At 48.5% G+C, this 15328-nt stretch carries 11 protein-coding genes; 7 read left to right on the forward strand and 4 right to left on the reverse strand.

Features of this window, described 5'->3' with window-relative positions; all coding sequences use genetic code 11:
• Positions 1–78: 78 nt before the first annotated feature.
• Positions 79–675: a hypothetical protein gene (locus CLV25_RS09590; protein ID WP_131839433.1), complete on the reverse strand. Its 597-nt coding sequence runs from the start codon at positions 673–675 to the stop codon at positions 79–81.
• A 541-nt stretch (positions 676–1216) separates the two neighbouring features.
• On the opposite strand from CLV25_RS09590, the gene CLV25_RS09595 reads away from it, so the two are divergent.
• A complete protein-coding gene (locus CLV25_RS09595) occupies positions 1217–2161 on the forward strand; it encodes an AraC family transcriptional regulator (protein WP_131839434.1) in 945 nt (314 codons plus the stop codon).
• A gap of 637 nt (positions 2162–2798) precedes the next feature.
• Positions 2799–3422: a hypothetical protein gene (locus CLV25_RS09600; protein ID WP_131839435.1), complete on the forward strand. Its 624-nt coding sequence runs from the start codon at positions 2799–2801 to the stop codon at positions 3420–3422.
• A 94-nt stretch (positions 3423–3516) separates the two neighbouring features.
• Here the strand turns inward: CLV25_RS09600 and CLV25_RS09605 are convergent, their stop codons facing one another.
• Complete coding sequence (locus CLV25_RS09605) at positions 3517–5553, reverse strand: hypothetical protein (RefSeq protein WP_243649621.1); 2037 nt, start codon at positions 5551–5553, stop codon at positions 3517–3519.
• Positions 5554–6237: 684 nt separating this feature from the next.
• Here CLV25_RS09605 and CLV25_RS09610 point away from each other — a divergent pair.
• The 5 genes from CLV25_RS09610 to hemG all read left to right on the forward strand — a co-directional run bounded on the left by CLV25_RS09610 (position 6238) and on the right by hemG (position 12987).
• Complete coding sequence (locus CLV25_RS09610; protein ID WP_131839436.1) at positions 6238–6588, forward strand: hypothetical protein; 351 nt, start codon at positions 6238–6240, stop codon at positions 6586–6588.
• A gap of 128 nt (positions 6589–6716) precedes the next feature.
• Positions 6717–8843, forward strand: a complete 2127-nt coding sequence (locus CLV25_RS09615; RefSeq protein WP_131839437.1) for a TonB-dependent receptor — start codon at positions 6717–6719, stop codon at positions 8841–8843.
• 185 nt (positions 8844–9028) lie between these two features.
• Positions 9029–10237, forward strand: coding sequence for an MFS transporter (locus CLV25_RS09620; RefSeq protein ID WP_131839438.1), 1209 nt, complete (start codon positions 9029–9031; stop codon positions 10235–10237).
• On the forward strand, positions 10230–11603 hold the full coding sequence (gene hemN, locus CLV25_RS09625) for an oxygen-independent coproporphyrinogen III oxidase (RefSeq protein WP_131839500.1): 1374 nt from the start codon (positions 10230–10232) through the stop codon (positions 11601–11603). Before CLV25_RS09620 ends, hemN begins: the two co-directional genes overlap by 8 nt.
• Before the next feature lies 1 nt (position 11604).
• The gene (gene hemG, locus CLV25_RS09630; protein WP_131839439.1) at positions 11605–12987 is read left to right on the forward strand and encodes a protoporphyrinogen oxidase; all 1383 of its coding nucleotides are present in this window, start codon (positions 11605–11607) and stop codon (positions 12985–12987) included.
• Between the two features lie 559 nt (positions 12988–13546).
• Here the strand turns inward: hemG and CLV25_RS09635 are convergent.
• A complete protein-coding gene (locus tag CLV25_RS09635) occupies positions 13547–14734 on the reverse strand; it encodes a class I SAM-dependent rRNA methyltransferase (RefSeq protein ID WP_131839440.1) in 1188 nt (395 codons plus the stop codon).
• Position 14735: 1 nt separating this feature from the next.
• Positions 14736–15326: a 3'-5' exonuclease gene (locus CLV25_RS09640; RefSeq protein ID WP_131839441.1), complete on the reverse strand. Its 591-nt coding sequence runs from the start codon at positions 15324–15326 to the stop codon at positions 14736–14738.
• Positions 15327–15328: the final 2 nt, after the last annotated feature.

Below are 15328 nucleotides of genomic sequence, written 5' to 3' on the forward strand. Positions count from 1 at the left end.
TAAGGATATAAATAGGGTCTGCCTAAAAGTAAAAAAGCGCAGACATTGCCTGCGCTTAAATCTAAAAAAACGAATAGGCTAAAGCAGCTTGAAAAGTTCTATATTACCACTTTCATCAACTTTAATGATCATGCGCTTCTTCCCATTTTGTAATTCTACAAAATAGTTGTCTCGATCTAACTCTCGACCATAGAATTGTATGCCTTCGCTAGCATCGCTGCCACGGTAGTCTATAAAGTACACTGAATTTATAGTGTAGTCTTTATACTTTGATTTGAGATGTTTTTGCCCTTTAGATGGAAGATCTGCAAACGTTTTATCCATGCTGGTTGCTATTAAATTCGATTGGTTGTAATACGCAACCATTTTCTGTCCGTTCTTAACAAATTCCACAATGTCGTAATGCGTAGTTTTTGACCAAACTGGAGATAGATTCTTTCCAAAATCGACTTCAAATTGTCGTTTTGAAAATTCACTTACTTGATTTTTTTTGGCAGCTCTTAAATCCTTCTTATTTTCTTTCAACTCCTTTCTCGTTTCTTTCACTTCTTTCCTTGTCTCTTTTACCTCTTTTTTTGTCTCTTTAACTGCCTTTTTTTCATTTTCCTGAGCATTTACCATAAATGGAATAGATGCCAAAAGGAATGTTGCGGCTAAAACCGCTACTTTTTTCATAACTGCGTGTTTTAGGGGTTAACACAACTAATTTAGGACAAATGCAAGTAAAAAAGTACAGTAGTTGGTTAATTGAAACAATTAAGAATTTGACGAAAAAAAACCAAATGGCAAGGTTTATTGATCAAAATTGAATAGTTAACTTAATAAGTATAAGAAAACATCCACAACACAAAAACAAGAAAAAGAGAATTCTACTAGGATCACAAAGCTAACAACATTCAAAATTATTCGACCAATACAGCTCTTTAACATTATCTTTCGGCTATTTATCTCAATATATCACCAAAATTTTATTGTAAGAAGGAAGAACTAATAGCTTAAAGAGTATCAATTCTAAAATGCGAACCGAAGAACTAATCAAAAAATGACTAAGTCGAGATCCCTTTATATTTAGAAAACAAGCTGCCATCGTTAGTTTAAAACCTTTTGCTGATATTGAGTACAAAAAAAAACATACAATCTGTTTGTCACTGCAGATCGTTTGAATAAGTGACATGTCTAATGTATGCGTATCTTTGAAGGGTAATCTGCTTATGTAATGAATAGATATCAGAAAGAGTACATATACCGAATAAATCGTGTAATAGACTTCATTGAAGCAAACATAGACAAAGAGCTGACGTTAGAAAAACTCTCGGAAGTTGCTAACTTTTCGCCGTTTCACTTTCACCGTATTTTCTCGGCATTTACTAGGGAAACGCTTAACGGTTTTATAAAGCGTAAGCGTATAGAGCGGGCTGCGAGCATACTCCTTAGCGAACCAGAAAGACCTATTGCCGAGATCGCCTACTACTGTGGTTACAGCAGTCCATCAGTATTTTGCCGAAACTTCAAAGATCGGTTTAAGGTTAGCGCCCAAGAATTTCGTAGCGGTTGGAATCAAAATAGCAAGAACGGTCAATTGGATAGCAAGAATGATAAGCTCGATGAATCGTCGATGGCGTACGTTTGTGACATCGAAACACAAACAATTTGGAGGAACGATATGAAAAACGTTATCGAGATTAAGGAAATGCCAGCAATGAACGTCATCTACTGCAGGCATAAGGGAGAATTCAACCAGATTGGCACCGCCTATGAAAAGCTGTTTAAATGGGCAGGTCCAAGAGGGTTACTTAACCATCCCGAATGTAAAGGAATTACCTACTACCACGACGACCCCAAGGTAACTGCACAGGAGAACATTCGCCAGAGCGCCTGCATCACCATATTTGAGGATGTTAAAACCGGAGGTGAAATTGGCAAGATGCAAATTCCAGGAGGGCGGTATGCTGTTGGACACTTCGAAGTCAACGAGCAAGAGTTTCAGGAGGCATGGGATACGATGTGCCGTTGGGTAGCGCAAAGCGGCTACCAGCCAGCGGATGCCAGCCCCTACGAGCTGTACCACAACAACCACGAGGAGCATCCTGAAAAGAAATTTATTGTGGATATATGCATTCCGGTGAAGGTTTTGTTGAATCGAAGTAAAAAAGAGCAATGAGCCTTGCTGAATTAGTAATAAAGTACCTCTTCACTATTCTAAACAGCATCATTGATCTGGCACTTGAATTACCGAGACATCTATTTATAAGAAGATAGATGTAATAGTAACCCCTAATAGAAATTATCCTATTAGGGGTTTTATGAAACTAGCAAGTTCTAGACATGCTTTCGATAAGTAAAGGTAGTCTATTCCCATTTTTATTCTTTTCGTTAGGAAGATTATCGATAGCAATTAAGTAGTCTCTATGGCAGGAAATTTCTAGGTAAGCCACTGCCCAAATCGACGAAGTATAATCGGATAAAATAGTTCAAATCTACTTGTGAAACCATGACCGTTAATTTATATCTTAAATAACAATATCGTTTGGTTAAGGAAGAACCTTTCTTCGGAATGTCATCCCGTGCTTATCCCGGAACCGAGCGTAGCAAGTTCAGCGTAACTAATCTAAGAAGTCGCCCATAGGGCATTATATAAGAATCTATTGGATTTCTATTTAGAGTCGGGACAAGCCCGGCATTACAGTGCTGAATGAACGTTATGTTTAAGCAAATGACATTGTGTTAAACAATGCTGTATTGGCATAATATTTGTTGTATTATTAAGTGTTCCTATGTTGAATTTAAATTAACAAAACATGAAAACGCTAAAAGCAATCACACTTTCATTGGTACTGCTAGTGCTAATAACAGCCTGCAGCAAGGACGAAGAAATTAAAAATCCAGAATTTAAACTTGCAACTCCTGATGTTATTGATGAGATAGACTATCAGGTATATTCCGCTGCTATTTCACAAGTATATCAAAACTTGACGTATATAGTAGTTTTTCAACCCACATCATCCATCAAATCCATTACACCTTCAGACACAAAATACAAAGACATTCTTATAGGTGAATTTCCTAATATCGATCAAAACATTTTCTCCGATTTCGTTGCAAAAAACGATAAAATTTACAACTTAGATTTGAAATTTAATGTTGTTCCAAAGCCATTCAAACTCTTTTCATCAGAAGAAAGCGTTTATTATTTCAAAACACTAAGCTTAGATAACGGGTGGAAGGAATTTCACAATCGATACGGACAATCAAATGGGATAATTGATCTTTCCAGAATTGGATTTAACAGCGCAAAAGATCAGGCAATTCTTGAAACAGGATACTATACGGCCTCTAATGCAGCAGAAGGTGCAATTGTTTACCTTGTAAAAGAAAATAATATTTGGAAAGTCAAAAAGGTTGTTTTAACCTGGGTGTCATAGAGCACACTAGTACTTACATTTAGGCTAAAATAAAAGAAGAGGGTGTCAATGAAACGTTGAACACCCTCTTCTTTTATTTAAAATACAGAGAATTCTACTTTACATTATCCACAGCCTTGCTGGCGGCATTTAGGAGTGCGGCGGTGGAGATTTCGCTGCCAACGGCCCCCTTCATCCAAAGTTGAGGCACAATGCGGCCTTGGGTGAACATGCGGTTAACCTCGCTGGCAAAGTTCTTACCCTCTACCTGCTCTTCTACTTGGAACTGGATTAGCTGTCCAATAGGATAAGCGCTTAGGTAAAGCGGTATCTCAATCATGTGGCTATAGATGGCTAGCACTGGTTCGTCTTTGCTGCCAAATACATCGGCGTAGTACTGGTTCCATACGGTTTTGGCAATGGCGATGGTCGCATCCTTAAGCTCGGCAGCAGTAGCCGTAGGGTGGGCGTACATCCACTTCCAAACCTCCATATCGACAATTGAAACTCCCATAATCTCGTAGGCCGACCAGGCGTTGTCCAAAATGTTTAGATCGCGCTTGCGAGGGTTGTTCTCGGGGATACCCAACAGCTCGAGGTCGCGCTTCTGGAAAAGGAAGGCCAGCGCCTCGGTAAACGAGGTGTTGGGCACACCGTTTAGCATATAGCTATCCACCAACTCCATGGTGATGGTTTGCTCTACATTGTGGCCAAACTCGTGTACGGCGATGTTGTAGCCCTTGTAGTCCATTCCGGCCTTGCCAACACGTGTGCGAAGAAGGCTGTAGTCACCCTTCATGCCCGTTCCGGCAGCATGTCCGGCGCCGCGCGATCCTTCAACCTTTATGCGCGACTGTAGGAACTGCTGCTGCTCGGGCGTAAAGCCCAGCTCGCCAAGGATGCGAGGCATATCGGCCTTGAAGGCATCGGCAGTTGGATACTTGGCGCGGGTTTTGGCGCTTAGCTCATCCTCGTTGATGCTGCTGCGCGACTTAAACCCATCGTACCAGATATCGAATGGCTGCAGCTTGCGGCCAAGGCGGCTCGCGATGAGCTTGCCCACCTTGCGAATCTCTGGAGATGCGAGGTACTCGCGGAAGAGCTTCTCGACATCGGCCTGAGGGATCTCCATACCGTACTCGAAGTTGCTCTGCAGGAAGGTTGGCTTGCCGGGGTAGTACTGGTCGAACTCCTTTGTTACGTTGAAGTTGTTTAGTAGCACCTGGTAGCGGGTGTTGGGCTCGCTGGCAGCGGTAACGGGCTTGCCGTTGTCGGTAACCACGTTGGTAACGGGGTTCCACTGGTACTTGCCCGAGTTGATCACATCCTTAGGGATGGACTGGTCGATGATGCGCTTCATAACGGCGTACACCAGCTGCTGCTTCTGCAGGCCGGTTTGCTTGTTGGCGTAGTTCGACTTCAGCTCGTCGCGAAGGCCCCAGTGGGTGATCAGCTTCATGTCGGCGGGGAAGAGCGACTGCCCCTTATCGGTAAGCAGGTTGCCCATGTAGATGTTGTAGTCGGAGATGTACTTCTCGGCATCCACCGAAATCTTGGTAGCGCGCTGCTTTAGCTCGGCAGGGATGCGCGAGGTGAACATGTCGCCCATGCGGGCGTAGGCCCACTGCTTGCGGCTCCACTTTGGCCCCATCTGGGTTTTCTCGGCCAGCGAGTAGGTGGGAAAGTTGAGCGACACCATAAAGGCCATCTTGTTGGCGTAAAGGTCGTCGGCCAGGTGGGCAAATGGGTTAAACGAGCCCACAATTTCGTCGATAGGCTCCACAGGCCCCCAGTCGAGGTCGAGCGGCTTCTTCAGGTCCATCGTCATGCGGAGGTTGTAGCCGTTCATGATCTCGAAGGCGCGCGACAGCTTGTTGAAGAGCGCATCGAGCTTTGCGGCATCGGCCTCGTAGCCATCGGTTACAAACTGCTCGAAGTTGGCCACCGAACCATCGCTGGCTCGCCAAAGCATGGCGGTTTGCTCAACGCCTCGCTTAATGCGGAACGATTCGTCTTGCCCGTACTTCGCCTCAAGCGTCGTGATCATCTTTTGTACCGACGAGGTGGGTATCGGTGTTGCATCCAGCTGCTGAGCGTTAGCGCCTAGCGCACCCATCAGCATCGAAAGAGAATACATCAGCAACTTTTTCATCTGAATAAAATTGTTTTTAACGGTTAGATGCAACCCGCATCAGTAGGTTTTATTCATGCATGCTTGCAGCTGCTAGCCATGCGGGTTTCATTGATTGTTGAAAATTCTAGTCTGACGTAAAAGTAAAAAAATAAGTTAACAAGAGCTGATGTTCATCCCTTAATGTTACCGGGGTTTTCAGCTTGCACGAGTGCGAGAACGTTTCACCAGCCAAGGTTTTCAGCTTTCACGTCTGCGAGAACGTTTCACCAGCCAAGGTTTTCAGCTTTCATCAGTGCGAGAACGTTTCACCAGCCAAGGTTTTCAGCTTTCACGTCTGCGAGAGCGTTTCACCAGCCAAGGTTTTCAGCTTTCACGAGTGCGAGAGCGTTTCACCAGCCAAGGTTTTCAGCTTTCATCAGTGCGAGAGCGTTTCTCCAGCCAAGGTTTTCAGCTTTCACGAGTGCGAGAGCATTTCCGCTCCCTCGGTAACGAGCTTTCACGTCTGCGAGAAGGTTCATGGGACCTCGGGAACGAGCTTTCACGATTGCGAGAGCATTCCCGACCTCTCGGGAATCAGCTTTCATATCTGCGAGAAGGTTCCCGAGGTCTTGGACATCGGGATGCATAGGGCTTTTCCTAGACAAAAACTCCTTGCGCGTCCCCCATAAAATGCTTTACTTTATAGCCGCATAAAACAGAACCATGTTTCAGTTTGGCTTATTCTCTACGCATTTACCCTACATCATTACGATAGCAGCCTACCTGCTTTCGTACGGGTTTTATACGCTTAGTAAGCCCAAGGAGTGCGCGTCCGAATCCGATGTGGCTGTCGCTCCTTCTTCTAGTACAGCAAGGTTCGATAATGCCGTCAAGCAGGGTTCCTACAATGCCTCGCGCCATTTTCAGGTGCAGCAGGCTGCTCTTCCAGAACAAAAGGAGTCGCCTTCTTTTACCAATGAGGCTCAAACCCGAATAAGCACGCCCGCCACTTTACTCGTAACCCAATTCTATAAGGTTTACGAGTTGTTTTCTCGTCCTCCTACACGCGGTTAGTACACCATTGGATTATGCTCCCTTGTACAAGGCGAGTTACGGCCGCTATGGTCGGCACATTCGTGCACTAACACCGTATAGAAAACCTGCAAACGGTGCAAAACCACCGATGCAGAAAACGAGAAATCATGATAAAAAAGCAAACCGCAACACTATTCATACTACTTTTTGCTGGGCTATCGGGGGTAGCACAGCGCCATATGGTGCCTAACGACACCACTAAAATATCCAACTACGAGCTGGGAGAAGTGCAGGTAAGCGCCTCGCGCAACAACGCTAAGCTAAAGGAGATTCCAGCATCGATTTCGGTAATATCGTCGAAAGCGTTAGACGAAACAGGAATAAAAACCCTTAGCGGCCTTACGGCTACAATCCCCAACCTTTTTATGGGCGATTACGGCTCTAAGCTCACCTCGCCCATCTACATTCGAGGAATAGGCTCCAAAATCAACGCGCCATCCGTTGGGCTGTACGTCGACCGCGTGCCCTTCTTCGAAAAATGCTCTTTTGCCTTCGACTTCTTCGATATCGAGCAGGTTGAGGTGCTGCGTGGCCCACAGGGTACGCTCTACGGGCGCAACACGATTGGGGGAATCATCAACGTGATCACCAAATCGCCGATGACCTACCAGGGAACCTCTCTTAACCTATCGGCCGGAACCTACGGGGACTACACCATTAGCGGAGGCCACTACGGTAAGGTGGGCGACAGGTTTGGCTACTCGTTGGCGCTTAACTACCAGCATAACGACGGATTCCATACCAACAGCTTCAACAATACGCTGGTGGATAACCTCAGTTCATTGGGGGGACGCAACCGGCTAATCTGGAATATCAGCAAGAAGCTCTCGGTAGAGAACATTGCCTCCTTCGAGCGTAGCCGTCAAGGGGGATACCCCTACGCGCTGCTCGACCCTGCAACAGGCAAGGCCAATCCGATAAAGTACAACGAATACAGCTACTACAACCGCGACCTATTCTCCGATGCGGTGGTGGTAAAGTACGATGCGTCCAGCTACGAGGTGCTATCAACCACCGCCTACCAATACCTGCACGATCATCAGGCCATAGACCAAGACTTTTCGGAAACGTCGCTCTACTTCATCAACTACTTTCAGAAGCAGAACATGATTTCGCAGGAGGCGATCATCCGCTCGAAAGGCCCAAAGCGCATTCATTGGCTCTTTGGAGCCTACGGGTTCGCACAGTTCTTCGACAGCAACGTGGAGGCTACCTACTACACCCGGAATATGAAGGATCAAAAGGCCTACCTTCACGATATCATGGGCTATGCGCTGTTCCATCAGCTAACTGTCAACGATTTTTTTGTAAAGAATTTGAGCCTCACGGCGGGGATTCGCCTCGATGCTGAAAAGGACGTGCTCGACTTTAAGTACGACATTGTAGCAAACGGCATCAAAACAACCAAGGAGGACGTAACCTACCCAGCTGATAAGACTTTAGAGATTATCCCCAAAGTTGCGCTTAGCTACCATCTTGGGAAAAGCAACATATATGCAGCCGTATCAAAAGGGTATAAGACCGGAGGATTTAACACCTCCTTCGAGCGTCCAGAGGACCACTCTTTCGACCCAGAGCATAGTATTAACTATGAAGTTGGCATAAAAAGTCCGTTGTTCGGAAGCCTATTCTATGGCGATTTGGCCCTATTCTACATCGACTGGCGAAATCAGCAGATATCCCAACCCGTAATTCCAAGCGGGAAGGGGCTTATGCTTAAGAATGCTGGAGAGTCGAGCAGTAAGGGTTTCGAAGTATCGCTACGCATGCTTCCAGTTGCCGGGTTCGATGCGTCTATCAGCTACGGTTATACCGATGCCTCCTTCACCAAGTACATACAGGTTAAAGGGCAAGACACCACAGACTTTGCCGGCAACTATATTCCCTATGTCCCCAAGCACTCACTTGGCATCCAAGTAGGAAAGACGATAAACCTTACGGGTTGCCCTGTCTTTGATAAGATCAGGCTAGGGGTAACATATCGAGGAGCAGGTCCCATCTACTGGACCGACCTCAACAACCACCACCAGCCCTACTACGGCATCCTTGATGGTCGAATTTCGTTCATCAGAAAACACCTTCAAGTTGACCTATGGGGACGTAACCTAACCGATACAGAGTATGAGTCCTACTATTTCGAGATGCAGAATCCGAAAGATCCCAAAATAAAGAACAGCTTCATTCAGACAGGTCGACCAATGCAGCTGGGGGTAAGCCTGTCGGTAAACATTTAGACAGGGAGTAGGGAGAAGTGAGTAGGGAATAGCTTTTAAGACCTACGTTAGGCGAAGGCTCGTACCTTCGTCAATCCTATCATTGCAGGCTAAAGCCTGCAGCATAGATTCGAGTACGTTTGATAGAGACGCGATTAATCGCGTCTCTACATTATAACAATAGGTAAAAAAACAGTAACGAATAGATGAACCCAAAAAGTTGGCAAAAATTTCCGGTGCTCTTTAGCCTCTACATCGCGCAGTCGATTCCAATGAGCTTCTTCTCAACGGTCGTGCCCGTAATTATGCGGCAGGAGAGCTACTCGCTGCAGTCGATTGGTCTTTTGCAGCTGGTGAAGCTACCCTGGATAGTTAAGTTCCTCTGGGCCCCCTTTATCGACAACCACACCCGCTCGCTGAAGGATCTTCGCCGTTGGGTGATCGTATCGGAGCTGTTTTATGCGGCTATAATAATAGGTATAGGCTACTTCAACCTGCAAACCGACTTTAAGCTAATCGTTATGCTGATGGTGGTGGCCTTTATCGCCTCGGCCACACAGGATATTGCCGTAGACATCTACGCCATTCTTATGCTAAAACCATCGGAACGATCGCTTGGCAACAGTATGCAATCGGGAGGCTCATTTGCCGGAAGCATTTTGGGTACGGGCGTTCTGCTGATTGCCTACCACTACTTCGGATGGAACTACCTGCTGATTCTTTTGGCAGCCTTTGTAGCCTTCGCCATTGCCCCCATGCTGCTTTACCGCAAACCGCTGGCATCGCACGAAGCCATCACCAAGCGGGTAACGCTAGCCGACATCTACCGCTTCTTTGCCGAAAAGGGAAAGCACAAGTGGGTGCTCGTACTGATTTTCTACTACTCGGGAATCATAGGGATACTAACCATGCTAAAGCCCTACTTGGTTGATTTAGGCTACAACGTTAAGCAGATCGGCTTTATGTCGGGGATATTCGGAACATCGGTTGCTGCTATTAGTGCACTCTGTGCAGGTATGGTGGTTAAGTGGATTGGTCGCAAAACATCTATGTATATATTCCTGCTGGTTAGCTTTGCCGCTGCGATATTATTTTGGTTCATCTCGCAGGGTACGCCAACCGTTGTAAGCCTATATGCGGCAGTTGGACTACTGTGGTGCGGATACGGCCTTTCGACGGTTATCATCTACACAATATCTATGGATAAGGTACGTAAAGGGTGCGAGGGAACCGACTTTACCCTGCAAATTGTGGTAACACACCTCAGCAGCCTTATCTTTGCAGTGGTTAGCGGCAAATTGACCGACAAAATTGGCTATACCAACCTCTTCGGCATCGAGGCGCTGCTTAGCCTGTTTACCCTTATTGTTATCACATACGCTTTTCGTCAATACAAGGAAAATGAAAATATCTAGCCAACTCCTGCAAAAGTACAACGTACCCGTTCCAAGGTACACCAGCTACCCACCTGCCAACCACTTCAGCAGCGAGTTTGGCGAATCAAATTATATCCAGATGCTCGACGAGTCGAACAGCGGCACGCCACAGCATTTGGCCTTCTACTTCCACATTCCTTTTTGCAAGAAGATCTGCTTCTACTGTGGTTGCAACGCTTACACCATGGGGCGCCCCGAGCAAACCGAAGTGTACCTTCGGGCAATCAAAAAGGAGTTCGCTTTGGTAGCAAAGCATATTGATCCTGCCCGCAAGGTGTCGCAAATCCACTTTGGTGGTGGCACTCCAAACTCCATCGAGGCTTCTATGCTTAAGGAGCTGGTGGATATGGTTGCCGGCAGCTTCAGCTTTATCGACAAGCCCGAGATTGCCATAGAGTGCAACCCTGCGTACCTCACCCACGCGTACGTTGATGCGCTCAAGCAGGCAGGCTTCAACCGCTTTAGCCTCGGCATTCAGGATTTCAACGACGATGTGCTCCGCACCGTTAACCGCGACTCTTCGCGCATACCCGTCGACGAGCTGGTAGCCTACATCAAAAAGGACAGAAGCGACATTGGCGTTAACCTCGACTTTATTTACGGGCTGCCGGGACAAACGGTGGAGAGTTTCCTCGAATCGGTAGAGAAAGCCGCAGCCATTCTCCCCGATAGGCTTGTCACCTTCTCGTACGCCCATGTGCCCTGGATGAAGAAGCACCAGATGATACTCGAGAAGCGCGGGCTGCCATCATCCGAAGTAAAAATGGAGATGTTCCTTAGTGCCTACGAGCTGCTAAAGCAAAAGGGCTACCAGCCCGTTGGCCTCGACCACTTCGTACTACCCACCGACGAGCTATTCGCATCGCTCGAAAGTAAGGAGCTCCATCGAAACTTCCAAGGATACTGCACCCGCCGCACCACCGGACAGGTGTACGCCTTTGGGGTAACAGCCATCAGCCAACTCGAAAAGGGGTATGCCCAGAACGTAAAGGATATCGCAGAGTATATCGCCACCATCGAAAACCACCATCTCCCCATAGAAAAGGGCTACACCCTTACCGCGGGCGAAATGGTTACCCGCGAAGCCATCACCGAGCTAATGTGCAACAAGCGGGTTAGCTGGAGCGATGTCGCCAACAAGCTGGGGGTGCCCGCTGAAGAGGTTAGGGCGCAGATAGCCGTTAACGAAAATACCCTAGCAGGCTTTGCCGCCGATGAGCTTATTGCCTACACCTCCGACGAGATTACGGTTACCGAGCTGGGGGCGATCTTTATCCGTAACATTGCCGCATCGCTCGATAGCGCCTACCAGCAGCAGGCAAACAGCTACACCAAAACCGTATAGCATGCAGAAAAATATTACCTCCGACGTAACCGTTATTGGCGCCGGACTTACCGGGCTTACCGCCGCCTTCTACCTAAAGAAGGCAGGCAAAAGCGTAACCGTAGTAGAGCGCAGCCACCGCGTGGGCGGCGTTATCCGCACCTTTAGCCACGATGGGTTTACCTACGAGGCTGGTCCCAATACGGGCGTTCTATCGTCGCCCGAGTTGGTGCAGCTGTTCGACGATCTCGGCAACAGCTGCGCGCTCGAAACCGCGAACCCCAACGCCAAGCGCCGCCTGATATGGAAGAATGGCACATGGAATGCCCTTCCTTCGGGTCTTGGCTCAGCCATCGGCACGCCGCTATTCTCGTTTGGCGACAAGCTGCGTATTCTTGGGGAGCCATTCCGCAAGCCGGGAAATAACCCCTACGAAACCCTCGACCAGCTGGTGCTCCGCCGCATGGGGCGCAGCTTTCTCGAGTACGCCATCGACCCGTTCATCTCCGGCATCTACGCGGGCGACCCTTCGCTGCTGGTGCCTAAGTTTGCGCTGCCCAAGCTCTACAACCTAGAGCAGAACTACGGCAGCTTTATCCGCGGAGCAATGAAGAAGGGCAAAGAGCCTAAGAGTGCTCTTGAGAAACGGGCTACAAAGGATGTCTTCTCGGTAAGCGGGGGGCTGCAAAGCCTCGTTGATGCACTTGCCGCCGCAATCGGAAGCGAGAACATCATCCTGAATGCCGAGAACACCCAGATTACCCCGCACGAAGACCGCTACCAAATATCGGCAACCGCTACCAATGGCGATGCCATTTGCATCGAATCATCGAAGGTGGTATCAACGGCTGGCGCCTACGAGCTTCCCTCTCTATTTCCTTTCCTAGGTGCCGACGAGCTTGCGCCCATCACCAACCTCCGATATGCCAAGGTGGCGCAGGTGGTAGCCGGATTTAGGGAGTGGAACGGCATTCCGCTTAACGGATTTGGGGGATTGATTCCCTCGAAGGAGAGGCGTAAGGTGCTGGGCATCCTCTTCCCCTCCTCTATCTTCCCCAACCGTGCACCCGAAGGCGGAGCGCTGCTCTCGATTTTTGCTGGAGGCATCAAGAACGAGGCGGTGTACAACCTAAGCGACGAAGAACTGAAGCAGGTTGCCATGCGGGAGATCTCCGAAACCTTGAGCACCAACTCCAAGCCCAACATGCTGGAGGTGTTCCGCTACCCCCATGCCATAGCGCAGTACGAGCGATCGTCGGAGGAACGATTTGCCGCCATCGAAAAGATAGAGACCGCCTGCCCAGGGCTTATCCTTGCCGGCAGCATCCGCGACGGCATTGGCATGGCTGATAGGGTTAAGCAGGGAGTGAACATAGCCAAAGAAATTGAAACCAGTAGACTTTAGATGTTAGATATTAGACGCTAGATTCCCGATGCCCCCCGGTTACAGGTTTTTGGGCGTCGGTTACATAGTTTTACCGCCCAGTAACAAGGTTTTGGGTGCCGGTTACATAGTTTTACCGCCCGGTTACAAGGTTTTGGGCGCCGGTTACAGGTTTTACCCCTCCGGTTACAGTAACCGACCACAAAAATGTTGTAACCGACGGGGCAGTAGCTCCCGGGACGGGTATTTCATAGCTACAGGGCACCTAAACTAAGGTACCGACGGCAAGAACTTAGCTACCGGGTAGTCAATCTTAGCTACTGGCATCTAAAACTTAGCTACCGAAGGGTAGAAATGAAGAAAGGGGCAAGCCGAAGCGTGCCCCTGTATGGTTGGCTGTAAATCTAGCAAACGTTTTATCCTCCCCCTGCCCCCTCCGAAGGGGGACAGCCTCCGAATAGGGGTTAGCTGGGTATTCTTTAACTTCTTTAATCCCACGAAAGCGGGATGTCGCTACGCTCCACTTCCGAATAACTTCGGTATAGCTTCCGTTTACCTTCCGAATAGCTTCTACCGAATATTACTCCACGTACAGCACCAGTCCCTTCAGGTACTCGCCCTCGGGATGGTAGATGTTGATGGGGTGATCGGCCGGCTGGGTAAGCTGGTGCAGGATGCGCACGTTGCGCCCGCTGATGGCGGCTGCGGTAAACACCGAGTTGCGGAAATGCTCCTTGGTAACCACCTGCGAGCAGCTAAAGGTAAAGAGGATTCCCCCCGGTTTAATCTTGTGGAAGGCAAGCGCATTGAGCCTACGGTATCCCAAGAGCGCCTTGTTGAGCACCTTGTTGTGCTTAGCAAACGCTGGAGGATCGAGGATGATGAGGTCGTACTTACCGTCGATGGTGCGGAGGTGCTCAAAGGCATCCTCGGCGTAGGAGGTGTGGTTGTGGTTGATCCCAAAGTTTATCTCCACGTTGCGATCCACCATATCCATCGCCTTCTTAGAGCTGTCTACAGAGTCAACGCTGTTAGCGCCACCTGCTAAGGCGTATAAAGAGAATCCTCCGGTGTAGCAGAACATGTTGAGCACGTCACGACCCTTGGAGTACTTGCCCACCAGCTCGCGGTTATCGCGCTGATCGAGGAAAAAGCCGGTCTTCTGCCCCTCCTCCCAGCTAACGTTGAACTTGATGCCGTTCTCGAGCACAGGCGTATCGATAGCTGATCCGAAGATGTACTCATCCTTGGCGTTTAGCCCAGCCTTAAAGGGGAGCGTTCCCTCGCTCTTATCGTAAATTGCCTTGATGCGGTTGCCGTAAACCTGCTTGATGCCCTCGGCGATGTAGTCACGCGAAAGGTACATGCCCACCGAGTGCGACTGCACCACGGCAGTATCGCCGTATATGTCAACAATAACACCAGGAAGGTTATCACCCTCACCGTGAATCAGGCGGTAGCAGTTGGTGGTGGCGCTATTGGTCAATCCTAGGGCTGCGCGAGCCTCGAATGCGCGACGAATCCTAGCATTCCAAAACTCCTGGTTGATATCAACCGGATCGAACGAAAGGATACGAACGGCGATAGAGCCAATCTGGTAATGTCCCAGCGCGATGAACTCGTTGCTGGCAGTGTACACCTCAACCACGTCGCCCTCCTTAGGGTTACCGATGATATGACGTATGGCACCTGAGAAAATCCAAGGGTGGAAGCGCAAAAGAGATTCCTCCTTTTTGGGCTTCAAAAAAACCTGTGCGGTTACTTCCATCTTATAAAGATATACCTTTAATGTCTTCTATGAGTTTGAGGTAGATTTCGCGGCTCACCCAAGCATCGGTGGCGGCGTACAGCTGCTGGGCATGGGTTAGCACGGGGCTTTCCCAGTTAGAGAGCTGCTGCGATTTAGAGATTCTAAAGTTTAGGACGATGGCCGACATCTTCTTAAGGCTCTTTGCCTCGATGCCGTAGGCGTCCATCATTTTTTGGATATCAACAAACCCATTTGGGATAAAGGGCGTAAGCTTTTGCAGCGCCGTAATATCGTCGCGGATGGCGGCGCCAACCTTTTTAATGTCGGTTCGCTGAAGGATGCTGGCCACCTCTACGGGTAGTCCAATCATATTTAGCCTAAAAAGAAAGCATTGCTTACCATCACTGAGCTGAAGCAGCGCAACCCTATTACGTTGCCCCTTCTTAAAGTTGGGACGGGTTTCGGTATCGCAGCCCAGCAGCTTGGCATTGGCCAAGTAGGCTACCGCATCAGCAACCTTATCGGGGCTGTCAACAACATGTATTGTCCCCTCAAACGCTCGGATGGGGAGCTCGTTTAGCTCCTCTTTGCTTATGGATGCTGAATACATAC

The organism is Acetobacteroides hydrogenigenes (genome assembly GCF_004340205.1).
GTDB classification, from domain to species: Bacteria; Bacteroidota; Bacteroidia; order Bacteroidales; family ZOR0009; genus Acetobacteroides; species Acetobacteroides hydrogenigenes.